Origin of the sequence: Gelidibacter mesophilus DSM 14095, from assembly GCF_000423005.1 — a bacterium.
Classification (GTDB): Bacteria; Bacteroidota; Bacteroidia; order Flavobacteriales; family Flavobacteriaceae; genus Gelidibacter; species Gelidibacter mesophilus.
Window position 1 is genome coordinate 42739 of record NZ_AUHD01000011.1, and the last position, 13973, is coordinate 56711.

Here is a 13973-nt window from a genome sequence, read left to right on the forward strand (position 1 = left end):
ATTGCGCTTAGGTGTTGGATGTATAAGAAGGTGCAAAGATATGAGTATTAGCACGGTCTTCCAATAAATAGTTAAAAAGATATTTGTACTTTGCCCAAGTAAATTATGGAAAAAGACACTCTGCAACAGAATTTTGAAGGGTATTTGAACACATCTATATTGTGGCATAAAGCTGATGTTTATAACATACAACAGTTTGATTTAGAGCCAAATTACACTCTTAAATTTGATGTAAAGGTTCAAGAACAGCTTCGTTTGGGTAAATTGGTGGAGCGTTTTGTGTTCCACGAATTGAATGCCAATGACGATTTTGATATTGTGGCTGAAAACATTCAGATCCGGGATGGTAAGCGCACTGTGGGCGAAATGGATGCGCTTTTAATGACGAAAAATGGTCCTTTACATTTGGAAATTATCTATAAGTTCTATCTGTTTGATCCTAGCGGAGGAGCTTGCGAGTTATCACATTGGATTGGTCCCAATAGAAAAGATAGTCTGGTTCAGAAATTGGATAAACTGAAAAAAAAGCAGTTGCCACTCCTCTATCATTCTAAAACTCAGATTGTGTTAAACAACTTAAAATTAAACCTCTCTGAAATCAAGCAGCAGGTCCTCTTTAAAGCGCAATTATTTTTACCTTTTGATTATAATGAGTTTCCTTTCGGCACTTTGAATCCGTCATGTCTGAAGGGTTTTTATTTGAAATTAGAGGAACTCCACCACATTGAACATGCTCAGTTTTACATCCCTCCCAAAGGTGATTGGCTAATGGATTGTAATGCCGATGTGGATTGGATGGATTTTTCAGATTTTCAAGTTGAAGTTAGCCATTGGACACACAAAAAACGATCGCCTTTGTGCTGGTTACACCAGAAGGGGAAGTTTTCAAAATTGTTCGTGGTTTGGTGGTAAATGCATCGGTCTCAAGTAAAATTGACACGCACTGTACGGACGTAACGGTCCGCCCCATGGAGTCGGTTTAATATACGTAGCACATCTCGTGTCTACAATTAAAAATTTTTGACACGTTACGATAGCTATTGGGGCCACACATTTTTTCTATAAATGTTATAAAAAAATAGGTTGCTATCAATGTCATGAATGCAATAAACTTTCCCTTTGTATTAAAAAAACCAATAAACTGTTCTGTTTACGAAATTGTTATTTGGATAGTCAATTTGAAACCAGTCCATTATATTTTGGATATTTATATCATAGAAATCAGTGGCTAAAAACCATTCTTGAGTTTTAATACAAACGTTAAGGGTTTCCTCCAAATTCTTGCAGTATCTCCTGAAAAGGTTTTACCTTGCAAAGGTTAAAATTAAAAATATAATCAATTTAATTTGAAATATGTGCTCTGTTGTTTACACTAAATAAACGCTGTAATAATACGCACAGCGTCCCTAATCATCAATAAAAATAACCAATACTAACTAACCCCAAATTTTGAAAGTCTGTATCGCCGAAAAGCCAAGTGTAGCACGCGAAATTGCTGCTATTTTAGGAGCCAATAGTAAACATGACGGATACTATGAAGGCAATGGTTATGCAGTAACCTATACATTTGGGCATCTCTGTACCCTAATGGAGCCCAACGATTATAAGCCGCATTGGAAAAGTTGGGATCTGAACAATTTACCTATGCTCCCTGAAAAGTTTAAAACTAAGGTGGTCAGCAATTCTGGAATTGAGAAACAATTTAAAATTGTAAAGAAGCTGTTTGATAGCGCTGATGTCGTTATTAATTGCGGGGATGCGGGACAAGAAGGAGAATTGATACAGCGTTGGGTTCTAGACCAGGCGAATTATAAGGGAAAAGTACAACGCTTATGGATTTCCTCGCTGACCTCGGAAGCCATAAAAGAAGGTTTTGAGAACTTGAAACCCTCAGAGCAGTACGATAATCTTTTTTATGCCGGATTTTCCAGAGCTATTGGCGATTGGCTTTTGGGGATGAATGCGACACGCCTCTACACCTTAAAGCATGGGGGTTATAAGCAGGTCTTATCTGTGGGCAGGGTGCAAACCCCAACCTTGGCCATGGTGGTCAACCGATTTAAAGAGATTGAAAACTTTGTGCCACAACCCTATTGGGAACTACAGACCCTTTACAGAAACACCTTGTTCAGCTATGAAGAAGGCCGCTTTACCAAGATGGAAGATGGTGAAATTCTGGCAAATAAAGTTAAGGAACACGAATTTGAAATTGTTTCAGTAGTCAAGAAAAAAGGCAAGGACTATGCGCCAAAGCTGTTTGATTTAACCGGACTTCAAGTATATTGTAATACCAAATTCGGATTTTCGGCGGATGAAACACTTAAAATTGTACAAAAACTTTACGAACAAAAAGTAGTGACCTATCCCCGAGTCGATACGACATTTTTGCCAAACGATATCTATCCTAAGGTTCCGGGAATCTTAAAGAATCTATCTAAATACACTCCGTTAACTAGCCCGTTATTAGGTAAAAAGATTAAGAAATCTTCCAAAGTTTTTAATGATAAGAAGGTTACAGATCACCATGCTATTATTCCGACTGGTGTGGAAAGCCATTTGCAATATAACCAACAGCAGGTCTATGACATTATCACCAGACGATTTATAGCTGTTTTTTATGAGGATTGTACCGTATCTAATACGACTGTGATTGGCAAGGCTTCCGACGTGAATTTTAAAGCCACAGGAAAAGAAATCTTGAGTAAAGGTTGGCGTGTTGTTTTAGAATCGGCAGACAAAGAACAAAAAGCCTCAGATACGCTCCCTTCCTTTGTTAAAGGTGAAAAGGGACCTCATGAACCTTCTTTCTTAGAAAAACAGACCAAGCCACCCAATCAATTTACGGAAGCTTCCCTCCTACGTGCCATGGAAACTGCAGGCAAGCAGGTAGATGACGATGAAATGCGCGAACTGATGAAGGAAAATGGCATTGGCCGTCCTTCTACCCGTGCGAATATTATCGAAACCTTATTTAAACGGAAATATATTGAACGTAACAAAAAACAAGTGTTACCAACATATATTGGCATTCAATTGATTGATACCATTCAAAATGAATTGCTCAAATCGGCAGAATTGACCGGGATGTGGGAAAAGCAATTGAAAGATATTGAAAAAGGAGCTTATAGTGCTGCCCAGTTTATCGCCAACATGAAAAAAATGGTGGATGCTTTGGTCTATGAAGTCCGAAGTGAAACCCAACGCGCAAATATTTCCCATGTAAAAGTGGCACAAAAATCCGAAGCTAAAAAAGAGGCACTTAAGAAAGCTGGAATCACCGCAGAAAAGTGTCCGAAATGTAAAAAAGGACATTTGATCAAAGGCAAATCGGCTTATGGGTGCAGTGCTTTTAAAGAGGGCTGTCGCTTTGTTTTACCATTTAAGTTTAAGGACAAAAAGATTTCAGAGAAACAATATGTCCGTTTGCTCCAAAAGGGATCAACGGTCAATTTAAAAGGTTTTAAAACAGAAATTGGAGAATTGGACGGTCTGGTAAGATTTGATGCGCAATTTCAATTGATTTTGGAGCCGAAGAAATCGATCAAAAAGACAACTCCAGATAGCGTAATGTGTCCCAAATGTAAGAAAGGAACGGTCATAAAAGGAAAAACAGCCTACGGGTGTAGCCATTACAAAGACGGCTGCAATTTCAGGTTTAGCTTTGAAGACGTTCGCCAAAAAGCTACAGGCAAAACAATGAGTAAAGAATTGGTTTATAATATTTTAAATGAAAACATCTAAACCAATACAACATGTCCATTTTATACTTCATAAACCTTTAGGCTATCTCAGCCAATTCATGAGCAATGCCAAACATGAACGCAATAAGAAGTTTTTGGGGGCGCTCTATGAGTTCCCGGAAGGACTCATGCCCATTGGACGTTTGGATAAAAATTCTGAAGGGTTATTATTACTGACCACTGATGGAGTATTAAGCCATATCATTTGTAGCACGCCAATTGAAAAGGAATATTATGTTCAAGTAGATGGTGCCATTACTGAAGCGGCAATTGCTGATTTACAAAAAGGGGTAACTATCGGTTTTAAGGGCGTTAAGTATGGTACTCTGCCCTGTAAAGTTAAAAAGTTGGAAAATTTACCCGATTTTGCCGAACGCTCTAAAAAGATAAGGGATGTGCGCCATGGCCCAACCTCATGGATATCAATTACTATAACCGAAGGAAAGTTCAGACAGGTCAGAAAAATGACCTCTGCGGTTGGATTTCCAACTTTAAGATTGGTGCGTACGCGAATAGGTCACATTTATTTAAACAAAATGCAACCTGGAGATGTTATTAAAATTGATGAATTAAATGTTGATTAAACGCGTTTTACTCTTACCGCGTTCATTCCTTTCATACCACGTTCCAATTCAAAACTGACTTTGTCGTTTTCAGCGATATCATCCAAGAGTCCGCTCACGTGACAAAAGTATTTTTCGTTGTTTTCTAAATCGATGATAAAACCGAAACCTTTAGAGCTGTCATAAAATGAAACTTTACCTTGTCTTACAGGATCTTCCTCTTCGCCCTCTTCTTTCTTGGGAACACCTAAAACGATGTCTTCAGCTTCTACCTTGATCTTGTCTGCCGGATCTGGTGGTGTATCTGTTAAATTGCCGTAAGCATCTACGTAAGCAAATTGGATACCATCGGTTCCACCTTCCGCTCTACGGGCTTCTTTTTTCTTCTTTTTTTCTTCACGTTTTTTAGCACGTGCTTTTTCTTTTTCAATTTTGTTAAAGGTCTGTTGCGACTTAGCCATTCTTTTTTTTAAATATGTTTTAAGGGTTAAATATGAAATTCCAGAGGAGACTTAGGATAGGTAATTCTTGAAATTATGTATGTCGAAAGCGTACTCCAGTGATTGCAATGTACATGAGAATTTAAGGAAACTGGCCACTAAATGTCTATATACCTTACAAATATAAGAGATAGATTTGAAATATTGGGCTTCAAACCGTTATTCTTTGCGCTTGTAAGGTCTAATTATTAATCCTAAAGGCTTGTCATAGGTTAAATAGTTGGCCATCCAATCATAAAAAGCCATAATCTTATTTCTAAAACCTACCAAAGACATGATATGGATAAACATCCATACCAACCAGGCAAAGGTCCCTTGAAACTTCCACTTTGGTAAATCCACGACAGCCTTCTTTCGGCCGATGGTTGCCATAACTCCCTTGTTTTTATATTTAAAAGGCTGCATGGGTTGCTGCGTGGTAAGCTTGACGATATTATTTGCAAGCAGTTTGCCCTGCTGTTGGGCTATGGGTGCCAACATAGGTAATCCTTTAGGATTCTCTGCCGTGACACAGCTTGCCACGTCACCAATGGCAAATATATTCTTGGTGTTTTTTACTTGATTATAACCGTCCACTAAAATCCGATTTCCTGCTAAAGCACCTTCAGGAAGCCCATTAATTGGCGCTGCTTTCACGCCGGCAGTCCAAATAACGGTATCTGTGGTAAAGTTAGTACCATCAGCAAGGGTCAGAATTTTTCCGTCGTATCCGTTCACTTTGGCGTTTAAGTGAACGTTGACGCCTAATTCCCGTAAATAGAGCAAGGTCTTAGTTGAAGAAGCTTCAGACATTGCCGACAGTAATTCCGGAGCAGCTTCGTAGAGGTTGATCTGCATCTTTGACATATCAAGATCTGGGAAATCCTTTGGTAAAACGAAATGCTTCATTTCCGCCAACGCCCCAGCTAACTCAATTCCCGCAGGTCCTCCGCCAACAATGGCTATATTCATGAGGTCGTCAATGGATTGGTCATTTTGGTGTGCGAGGGCTTTTTCTAAATTTTGGTAGATATAGCTGCGCATATTTAACGCATCTGGAATGGATTTTAAAGTCAGTAACTTATCCTTTACAGGTTCAAAATTGAAAAAGTTGTTAGTACTTCCAGTGGCAATAACTAAATAGTCATAGCTGATGGGACCAATTGAAGTTTGTAGGGTTTGTGTGTCAATAGAAACATTCTCAACCTTTGCCATTCTAAAACTAAAGTTCTTCTGGTTTCTGAAGATCCGTCGTACAGGATACGCAATACTATCGGGCTCCAATCCGCCTGTGGCAATTTGATACATGAGCGGTTGGAAATTATGATAATTATGTTGGTCGATCAATAGAACTTCAACAGGTTTGTTCTTGAAGGTTTTCGCAATGGTGATTCCGCCAAAACCTGCGCCAACAATAACAATTTTAGATGTGGCTTCTATATTCATTAAGTAGAAAGCTAGTGAATAAACAGCATCAAAAGTCATGATGTGTTTAGTTGTGCAAAGATAGGAATAGCAACGTCTTTCTCCCTATTTTATTTGGCATAATTTGGTTGGAATTGAATGTGTTTGCAAGCACTAGTAAAGTCTGTGGTTTCTGGCAATACTGAAGAATAAACTGTGCAAAAATCTTTAAATTAATAACTTAGCGATTATTGTTTGAAAAACCTTGGATTTATGCCGTTTCAATTAGGTGAAGTGTAATATATTATCTAAATTTATCTATAGAATCCAATTAAAACTACAGCATAAAAATGACGTTCATCAATGACAATATTATCCCAGGAAATCACGGCAAAACGTTTAGAACGAATATTGAAGACCCTTCCGACAAAGCAAAGCTAGAAGCGTTGATCCTGCAAATTGACGGTGTGACCAAAGTAATTTTTAAAGATGATTATCCTACAGAGTTTACGGTACACACTAACAAAGTAGTGACTGTGAATGAAATACAAGAGAAAGCGAGTCAGTTGGAATTTCACGCGATTGCAAAAGGGCCTTTCTTTCCTCTATTTTAAGAATTTATTCTTTTCCTATTTCACCAGAGTAATGCTAGCCGTCACTCCGGTCAATAGATTCCACTTTTTTGAAGATACTTGAACGCCATTGTCGTCGAATACTTGGAACTCTGCGGTGTTGGGACCGGACTCACCTTGGTTGAGTGCAACAAAGTCTATCTTGTTGACGCCTTCAACTAAGGGCACATCAAAACTCTTATAATTCCCGGTTAATGAAAGATCTGGGATAAAAACAGTGCCATTGACAAAAACCCTCACCCGGTCGCCATCTGGATATTCGTGGTCTCTACATCTTATATTGGCCTTTTTGCCAGTAATTGCGAAAGTACCCAAAAATTGATCCTCCATGGATTCCATCTTAAAGCCTTGTTCTACTGCCTTCTTATTCCATTTTTTATCAAAAATTTCTCCAGGATCGCGTAAGGTGCTGTTATCGAACATTGAAAATTCGGTTTCCTTTTTTTTGATGGTGATGGGATTTTCAACAGCCGGTTTTTCTTCCTTTTCAATCGGTTCAATCTTTACCGGTGTAGGTTCTGGTTCTTTCTTTTCTTCCTTTTTTTCAACTGCAGGAATAGGAATGTTCTTAATGGGAAATTCTTGAGCGGTCATCTGAAAGATCACTGCGAGAAAAAAAACGCCTAAAAGAGTATATTTACGAGATGCCATAAGATAAAAAAATAGTTTGGAGTTTAAAATCAAAAACCGTACCTCTCAGCGAAACTAACGATTAATTCTGACTCTAATTTTAAAGGAAACGTTAAAACTTACCGTTAAAACTCAACCTTAACTTTCTATTATATTCTTCCATCAGCCATTCTTTGTAATTTTTGGTACTGTTCATCATACAATACGAATACTGTTTTATTCTATAAGAAATGTCATCCTGCAAATATTTGATCAAATCGCGTGCGTCAAAAATAGTTTCGGCATTGGCGATGCACATTTGCGAGTGTTGCTCTATGGAGCGTTCAATAGTTGTGATGGATTTATTGCCTTCAGCAATGGCCTTTTCGTATTCTGCCTTAACATCAAACGCAATGGATTCAGATTCACGGAAACGTTCCCTTATAGAGTCTGGCATGATATACACAAAGTCGCGCTCAATATCTTCATCATTCCGAAGGTTTTCGAGATAAAAATCAGGATACTTAAAAATATGCTGCCAATCTACAGGCTGGTCCCATGGACCAAAACGAACGGCATTATTCCCAAGATCCAGAACCATAAAGGATTTCTTATCCTTCAAGACTCGAGATCCCCGGCCTATCATTTGAAAATAAAGAGTAAGAGAGCGCGTGGCACGATTAAGAATGACGGATTCAACAGTGGGCTCATCAAATCCTGTGGTCAAAATACTCACGGAACTAAGAATACCATCAGGGGTGTTCTTAAACCAATTTAAGATTTCCTTACGCTCCTGTTTGCTACAGGTATTATCTAAATGCCTAACGTTGTAACCCGCGCGCTTAAACGTATAATACACTTCTTTTGAAGTGTTGATGCCATTATTGAAAATCAACGTTTTTTTGCCCTTGGACATTTCTTCATAAGCAAACACCAGTTTGCTCAACATATAAGAATTAGTGTATAGAGATTCTGAAGATTTCACGGTATAATCACCGTTGATTCCAATCTTTAAAGTATTGAGTTCGACATCGAAATTGTACAGTTCAGCATTCGCTAAAAATCCATTTTTTATCAAGGTTGAAATATCGTCGCCAACAATCAACTTTTGATAATTGTCCTTCATAGGCAATTTGATATTAGAACTTAAAGGCGTGGCGGTGACTCCAAGAATAAAACAATTTTCAAAGAATTTAAACAACTTTCGGAAGGAATTGTAATGGGCTTCATCAATAATAACCAAGCCGATATCTTCCAATCGGAGCTTCTTATCATTGAGCCGGTTGTTTAAGGTTTCTACCATTGCCACAAAACATTTATATTGGTCTTGATCTGGAAGCTCCTTCACATTGCTGTTGATCACCTTGTTGTCAACGCCAAAATTAGTCAACATTTTTGAGGTCTGTTTGCAGAGCTCAATCCTATGGGTAAGGATCACTACTTTTTTATTATGTTTTTTAATATAGCGTCTGACGATCTCCGAAAAAATAACCGTCTTCCCTCCTCCTGTTGGCAGTTGGTACAACAAATTAAAATTGTCGGGAGCAGTTTCCATCACCTTAAAAATCTTATTGAGATCAGCAAGTTGATAATCATAAAGATCCTTTTTGGTTTCTACTACATTAAGTTGCTCTAAGGTTTCTGACATAAAAAAAGGCGTTCGAAAAAAATTTTCACAAAATTAAGGTTTTATAAGAGTTATTCTAGGCTATTGTTGAAAATAATTAACAAGTCTTGGGGTCATATGTAGTGGTTTTCTGATAGTTATACCAATTTCTCTTCCAATAAAATGAATCAAAAACAAAATTGGCAAAACTACAATTGAGATGAAAAATGAGAAAAATAACAATCTGTAACGACCAACAATCTTACAACTTCTAAAAGGAACAAAATTTATACCGAAAATCAGCATTAGCTCGAATTCGTTCTGGTCTGAAGCAAATCGAGTTTAGTCAAAAAAACAATCGTCTGAAACAGATGTTCAGACGACCATTTTTATCTGCGCTTGCACTCTATTAAACTTTTAAGCTATCACGAAACACAAATTAGAAACCAGAAAAAAGTCTAAAATATATGGAGGCGTTTAGTTCCGTCTCATTTTACCCGAAACCTCATCAATATTTATAATGAAGATCATTGGTAAATTCTCGTTGATCACCTTACTGGAAAACTCGCTGATAAAGCTCAATTCTTTCAATTCCTTTTCGGCAACCAATTCTTTAATTCCCAGTGAAAAAACGTGAAGGTAAGACTTGGCATCGCTACCAAAAAGTTGCTCAAATTTTCCATGGATCATTACTGATTTCCATTTGGTAAGGCCGTCTACATCAACAACATTTAATGCCACTTGATTGTTCTTCCGCATCGCATTCATCTTATGGCCTTCAGCCGAGTAACAGATGATCACATGTCTTTCAGCATCATAAAAATAAGTGATGGGCACCACAAAAGGCCTATTTTGGTAGATATAGGACAAGTGTCCTAAATAGTCGTTTTTAAGAATATATAAACAATCCTTTTCCTCTAAATTATCCATGATAGTGTTTGTTTTAAAAGTCCAAGATACCACTATCCCCTGTCGTTAACAATGATATATGTCAGTTTGAACTGTTTACTCACGATCAACAGAACATTGTTTTAATATAAACGCGCTAATTTGAGTTAATTACCCTGATAATTTCTTCTTTTTGTAACACTCCAGATTGTCGCCACACCTGCATGCCCTCTTTAAATAGTAACATGGTTGGCACGCCTTTTACTTGATAATTGGCCGCTAATAAAGGGTTTTTATCAACATCAATTTTTACTATTTTGATCTTATCTCCCAGGTCTGACTTCACCTGTTCTAAAATTGGCGCTAGACTTTTGCAAGGCCCGCACCACGTGGCATGAAAATCGACTAATACTGGAGTTTTTGAATCGATGATGGTTTTAAAATTACTTTTCATTGATATGCTGTTTAAATTTTACAATATTAGTTATCTTCATCTTTGGGCTTTCGAACCCCCTTAAGATTTTCCAATTTTTCATCTGTCCTGCTTTCTTCGTCGCGTTCATTAGGATCAGGGTCCCATTCCTTTTCTTTGGATGGCGCGTTATTTTTTGAATCAGGATTTCTTTTTTCGTCCTCCTGTCTGTTATTTTGCTTTTTAACTTTAGACTTTTCCATAATTGGTACTTTTTTTGGTGTCGTATTTTTTAGATTCTGAATACTGGAATCATTTCCAAATTCTCTCTAGTTCACAATTTAGTAATAAATAAAAAAATCTCATCATTCTTAATGATGCGCGATCGTATTTCATGAAATGGAATACAAAGGTAAGATTAGACTATGAAATAGAAAAGTTCCCAAACTTTGTATCATTTGGGAACTTTCATTAAATCAATTATGGCATTCTACCACTTATCGATTTCATTCTTTAAATCTTCCTTAGATTTGCCGTATTTCTCTTGTACTTTTCCGGCTAACTTATCGAAATCGCCTTCGGCTTCCGTATATTCATCATCGGTAATTTTGCCATATTTCTTTTTGAAATCACCTTTTATTTGTTTCCATTTACCTTCAAATTGATCTGAATTCATAATATTTAAATTTTAGAGTTAATATTTGTTTTGTTCTTCCATAAAATTAGATAAATCATTTTCGTTGGGATAACTCAAAAGCCGAAAACCTTGATGCTATACAAATTTGGGACTAATTTAACAATTGCGGAGTCTATTTAAACATGGAAAATAAAGTTAATAACCCTAAAATATATTTGCATTTAGTAGTGTTATAATAAATATCTTTGACCCCAAATTTTTTCTATGAAATATTTCTTTTTAATTGCACTTTTGATGCTTAGCTCAGCTCAATTTGCCCAGAACACCAGCATTGGAATTGGAGAAAAACTAGTTTTTACGGCGTCTTATAATATGTCTGGATTGATGACTGACATTGCCCAAGTTACCATGGAAACTGGTCAGGTAAAAACTTCAAAAGCAACACTTCTACATCTGAAATGTACCGCAGCCACCTATGCGAAGTGGGACAATTTTTTTAAAATCAGAGATCTTTATGAAAGTTATGTGAGTCCAACCAGCTTGACACCATACCTATATAAGCGCGACATCAGTGAAGGCAATTACTATAAATTTATGCAGTACACCTATAGCCATAAAACGAATTCAGTTAAAAGTTTAATGCGAAAAAAGAATAGCAAAGGTCAAACTTATGATAAAATCGCCACGGTCAAAATTAACGGTGGCACCAAAGATATTGTAGCAACTATTTACCATATTCGAAATTTGGACATCCATAAAGCTGCGCAAGGCGATACACAGAGTTTCAAGGTTATTTTTGATAATGAAGAAATGGTTATTAATGTGAAGTATGTGGGAAAAGAAACCATCACTACTGCACTGGGCAAAAAAGAATGCTACAAGCTTGCATTGTCCCTTAAAAACAAGAATGTTCTGAAAGGTGGGTCTAACGACAATTTATTATATCTTACGGCAGATGCCAATAAAGTTCCTGTTTATGCCAAGTTTAAAATTCCGGTGGGCAACGGCGAACTTAAAATTAAATCAGCAACCGGATTAAAAAATTAGATCATGAGACAACTCTTTATTGTTTTAGGAATCATAGCGGCAGTTTTAGCACTGGTTTTGGCTGTAACGCCTTTATCGCAAATAGCGTTTTTACCTGCACTTGCTGCATTGATTTTTGGAGGTATTGCTTTATATATCTCCAAACAAAAGCAATTACCAAAAAAATCTGTGCAATTGATATTTTTAATGACCTTAATTTCATTGGTTTTAACCACGTACAAAGCTGTTTTTAACTCTGCAGAAATGGGCAACACCGAAGAATTAGAATTAAAAGAAGAAGCATCCGTAGAAGATTCCAAACATATTTTAGAAGAATTGGAAATAGAAGATATGGATATTGAATTTGATGAATCCAATCTCGATACCACAACTACTGAAGAACTTCCCGACTTAGAAGGTTTATTAGATAAATAAGTCTATTTTCTGAAGAAATCAAAATACGGCTCAAAATTGACGTATGGCTTCTTGTATTCCCTTTGTTTAGTTACTAAATTAATCCCTATTAAATGAAAGTCCTTTTCATTGCCTCTGCCCTATCTCTCGTTGGTTCCTGTGCGAATATTAGGCACAGTCAAAAAATTGAAATCTTAAAAGACAATATTGTTTTTGAGGATCCTCAAACTGTTATAAAATACAGTCATACGATTACGCCTGATGAATTAAGTGTCCATGTTTTTACTTTAGCATCACAGAATTTTGAAGGTCGTGAAACGGGGAAAGCAGGATTTCAAAAAGCATCAAAATTTCTCAAGGATTTCTATATGGATAATGGAATCTCATCACCTTTGGGAACGGATAATTATTACCAAAGAATCCCAAAATCACATTTTTCAAAAGATAGTCCCAGCACACAAAATATTGTGGCCTTTATTGAAGGTTCAGAATTCCCTGAAGAAGTCATTATTATTTCCGGACATTTAGATCATTTGGGTGTTACTGAAGATGGCATCTTTTATGGCGCGGATGATAATGCTTCAGGTTCTGCCGCTCTTATGGAAATTGCCCAAGCTTTTTCGCTCGCTAAAGAGGCAGGTCATGGCCCCAAGCGAAGTCTGCTCTTTTTGCATTTAACGGCTGAAGAATCTGGATTGTTGGGGTCAAGTTATTACGTTAAAAATCCTATTTATGCTTTAGAAAATACCGTAGCAAATTTAAACATTGACATGATTGGGCGGATAGATAAAATTCATGAAGAAAAGCAAATCGACGATTACATTTACATTATTGGCGCTGATAGAATAAGTACAGAACTTCACTATATCTCCGAAGCAGCGAATTCACAATTCACACATTTAAAGCTGGATTATAGATATAACGAAGAAAATGAATCCAACCGTTTTTATTACCGTTCTGACCATTATAATTTTGCCTCGCGGAATATTCCCATTATCTTCTATTTTAATGGAGAGCATGAAGATTACCATCAGCCTACGGATACTGCCGAAAAAATCAATTTTCCGTTATTGCAGAAACGAACCCAACTCATTTTTTCCACCGCTTGGTATCTTGCCAATTCCAAAGAGCGACTTAAAGTTGATAAAATTTGAGACGTTATGCATCAGGACCATGCAGGATACTTAAAGTAACAATCGAGAAGTTAAGACATCTATTCTTCTCACCACCGACGCCAAAACGGCCATGAAATTTGTTTCTTTCCAATATTATGATGTCAATGTAGTCAGCATCCACTTTGGTGCCATTAACAATAAACCTTAAAACACTTTGGTTTTCTTTAAAGGCAGGACAGCCACTTGTAGTTCGTCTCGGCTTTTAGCTTTTTATAGAGCATGTTCACCAAACTATAAAAGACCGCCTAAGATTAATGGTCTTTGAGAGATCCTGAAGGTTCGCAAACTTATATATTTGAATCCTAATAATTAATAAATCATTAAGATTGGTGTTTAAGTTCTGCAAATTAAAAAACATTTGCTTTGTTAAAGTTTGTTAAATGAATTC

15 protein-coding genes are annotated in these 13973 nt (G+C 36.9%); 7 read left to right on the top strand and 8 right to left on the bottom strand.

The annotated features are described in order from the left end of the window. The first annotated feature begins 105 nt into the window (after nucleotides 1-105). From G525_RS0113125 to G525_RS0113140, 3 genes are all read left to right on the top strand, one after another. On the top strand, nucleotides 106-912 hold the full coding sequence (locus tag G525_RS0113125; RefSeq protein ID WP_027126572.1) for a DUF1853 family protein: 807 nt from the start codon (nucleotides 106-108) through the stop codon (nucleotides 910-912). Between the two features lie 537 nt (nucleotides 913-1449). Next, a complete protein-coding gene (locus tag G525_RS0113135; protein WP_027126573.1) occupies nucleotides 1450-3741 on the top strand; it encodes a type IA DNA topoisomerase in 2292 nt (763 codons plus the stop codon). After that, complete coding sequence (locus G525_RS0113140) at nucleotides 3728-4324, top strand: pseudouridine synthase (RefSeq protein WP_027126574.1); 597 nt, start codon at nucleotides 3728-3730, stop codon at nucleotides 4322-4324. Before G525_RS0113135 ends, G525_RS0113140 begins: the two co-directional genes overlap by 14 nt. On the opposite strand, the gene G525_RS0113145 is transcribed toward G525_RS0113140, so the two are convergent. Then, nucleotides 4321-4764, bottom strand: coding sequence for a cold-shock protein (locus tag G525_RS0113145; protein ID WP_027126575.1), 444 nt, complete (start codon nucleotides 4762-4764; stop codon nucleotides 4321-4323). The two genes, G525_RS0113140 and G525_RS0113145, sit on opposite strands and share 4 nt — an antisense overlap. A 198-nt stretch (nucleotides 4765-4962) precedes the next feature. Then, entirely contained in the window at nucleotides 4963-6228 is a 1266-nt protein-coding gene (locus G525_RS0113150) for an NAD(P)/FAD-dependent oxidoreductase (RefSeq protein WP_035479709.1), read from the bottom strand. Nucleotides 6229-6536: 308 nt separating this feature from the next. Between G525_RS0113150 and G525_RS0113155 the strand changes: the two genes are divergently transcribed. Next, nucleotides 6537-6800, top strand: a complete 264-nt coding sequence (locus G525_RS0113155; RefSeq protein WP_027126577.1) for a hypothetical protein — start codon at nucleotides 6537-6539, stop codon at nucleotides 6798-6800. 15 nt (nucleotides 6801-6815) lie between these two features. Here the strand turns inward: G525_RS0113155 and G525_RS21820 are convergent, their stop codons facing one another. The 6 genes from G525_RS21820 to G525_RS0113185 all read right to left on the bottom strand — a co-directional run bounded on the left by G525_RS21820 (nucleotide 6816) and on the right by G525_RS0113185 (nucleotide 11009). After that, nucleotides 6816-7469, bottom strand: coding sequence for a carbohydrate-binding protein (locus G525_RS21820; protein WP_027126578.1), 654 nt, complete (start codon nucleotides 7467-7469; stop codon nucleotides 6816-6818). Nucleotides 7470-7560: 91 nt separating this feature from the next. After that, nucleotides 7561-9075, bottom strand: coding sequence for a DEAD/DEAH box helicase (locus tag G525_RS0113165; protein ID WP_027126579.1), 1515 nt, complete (start codon nucleotides 9073-9075; stop codon nucleotides 7561-7563). Between the two features lie 435 nt (nucleotides 9076-9510). Next, on the bottom strand, nucleotides 9511-9963 hold the full coding sequence (locus tag G525_RS0113170) for a pyridoxamine 5'-phosphate oxidase family protein (protein ID WP_035479678.1): 453 nt from the start codon (nucleotides 9961-9963) through the stop codon (nucleotides 9511-9513). Between the two features lie 115 nt (nucleotides 9964-10078). Further along, the gene (gene trxA, locus G525_RS0113175) at nucleotides 10079-10375 is read right to left on the bottom strand and encodes a thioredoxin (RefSeq protein WP_027126581.1); all 297 of its coding nucleotides are present in this window, start codon (nucleotides 10373-10375) and stop codon (nucleotides 10079-10081) included. Between the two features lie 26 nt (nucleotides 10376-10401). Next, nucleotides 10402-10596 carry a hypothetical protein gene (locus G525_RS0113180; protein WP_027126582.1) on the bottom strand — a complete coding sequence of 65 codons (195 nt, stop codon included), beginning with the start codon at nucleotides 10594-10596 and terminating at the stop codon, nucleotides 10402-10404. Nucleotides 10597-10823: 227 nt separating this feature from the next. Beyond that, nucleotides 10824-11009 (bottom strand): CsbD family protein, encoded by a 186-nt coding sequence (locus G525_RS0113185; protein ID WP_027126583.1) that lies wholly within the window; start codon nucleotides 11007-11009, stop codon nucleotides 10824-10826. A gap of 225 nt (nucleotides 11010-11234) precedes the next feature. Here G525_RS0113185 and G525_RS0113190 point away from each other — a divergent pair, with 225 nt between their 5' ends. The 3 genes from G525_RS0113190 to G525_RS0113200 all read left to right on the top strand — a co-directional run bounded on the left by G525_RS0113190 (nucleotide 11235) and on the right by G525_RS0113200 (nucleotide 13564). Then, a complete protein-coding gene (locus G525_RS0113190; RefSeq protein ID WP_027126584.1) occupies nucleotides 11235-12017 on the top strand; it encodes a DUF3108 domain-containing protein in 783 nt (260 codons plus the stop codon). Between the two features lie 3 nt (nucleotides 12018-12020). Then, entirely contained in the window at nucleotides 12021-12431 is a 411-nt protein-coding gene (locus G525_RS0113195) for a hypothetical protein (RefSeq protein ID WP_027126585.1), read from the top strand. 92 nt (nucleotides 12432-12523) lie between these two features. Continuing rightward, on the top strand, nucleotides 12524-13564 hold the full coding sequence (locus G525_RS0113200; RefSeq protein WP_027126586.1) for a M28 family metallopeptidase: 1041 nt from the start codon (nucleotides 12524-12526) through the stop codon (nucleotides 13562-13564). The last annotated feature ends 409 nt before the right edge of the window (nucleotides 13565-13973 follow it).

Bases quoted from the DNA above. Each gene is read 5' to 3' on its own strand.
- G525_RS0113125 (WP_027126572.1), top strand. From the start codon at position 106: ATGGAAAAAGACACTCTGCAACAGAATTTTGAAGGGTATTTGAACACA.
- G525_RS0113140 (WP_027126574.1), top strand. From the start codon at position 3,728: ATGAAAACATCTAAACCAATACAACATGTCCATTTTATACTTCATAAA.
- G525_RS0113145 (WP_027126575.1), bottom strand. From the start codon at position 4,764: ATGGCTAAGTCGCAACAGACCTTTAACAAAATTGAAAAAGAAAAAGCA.
- G525_RS0113150 (WP_035479709.1), bottom strand. From the start codon at position 6,228: ATGAATATAGAAGCCACATCTAAAATTGTTATTGTTGGCGCAGGTTTT.
- G525_RS0113155 (WP_027126577.1), top strand. From the start codon at position 6,537: ATGACGTTCATCAATGACAATATTATCCCAGGAAATCACGGCAAAACG.
- G525_RS21820 (WP_027126578.1), bottom strand. From the start codon at position 7,469: ATGGCATCTCGTAAATATACTCTTTTAGGCGTTTTTTTTCTCGCAGTG.
- G525_RS0113165 (WP_027126579.1), bottom strand. From the start codon at position 9,075: ATGTCAGAAACCTTAGAGCAACTTAATGTAGTAGAAACCAAAAAGGAT.
- G525_RS0113170 (WP_035479678.1), bottom strand. From the start codon at position 9,963: ATGGATAATTTAGAGGAAAAGGATTGTTTATATATTCTTAAAAACGAC.
- trxA (WP_027126581.1), bottom strand. From the start codon at position 10,375: ATGAAAAGTAATTTTAAAACCATCATCGATTCAAAAACTCCAGTATTA.
- G525_RS0113180 (WP_027126582.1), bottom strand. From the start codon at position 10,596: ATGGAAAAGTCTAAAGTTAAAAAGCAAAATAACAGACAGGAGGACGAA.
- G525_RS0113185 (WP_027126583.1), bottom strand. From the start codon at position 11,009: ATGAATTCAGATCAATTTGAAGGTAAATGGAAACAAATAAAAGGTGAT.
- G525_RS0113190 (WP_027126584.1), top strand. From the start codon at position 11,235: ATGAAATATTTCTTTTTAATTGCACTTTTGATGCTTAGCTCAGCTCAA.
- G525_RS0113195 (WP_027126585.1), top strand. From the start codon at position 12,021: ATGAGACAACTCTTTATTGTTTTAGGAATCATAGCGGCAGTTTTAGCA.
- G525_RS0113200 (WP_027126586.1), top strand. From the start codon at position 12,524: ATGAAAGTCCTTTTCATTGCCTCTGCCCTATCTCTCGTTGGTTCCTGT.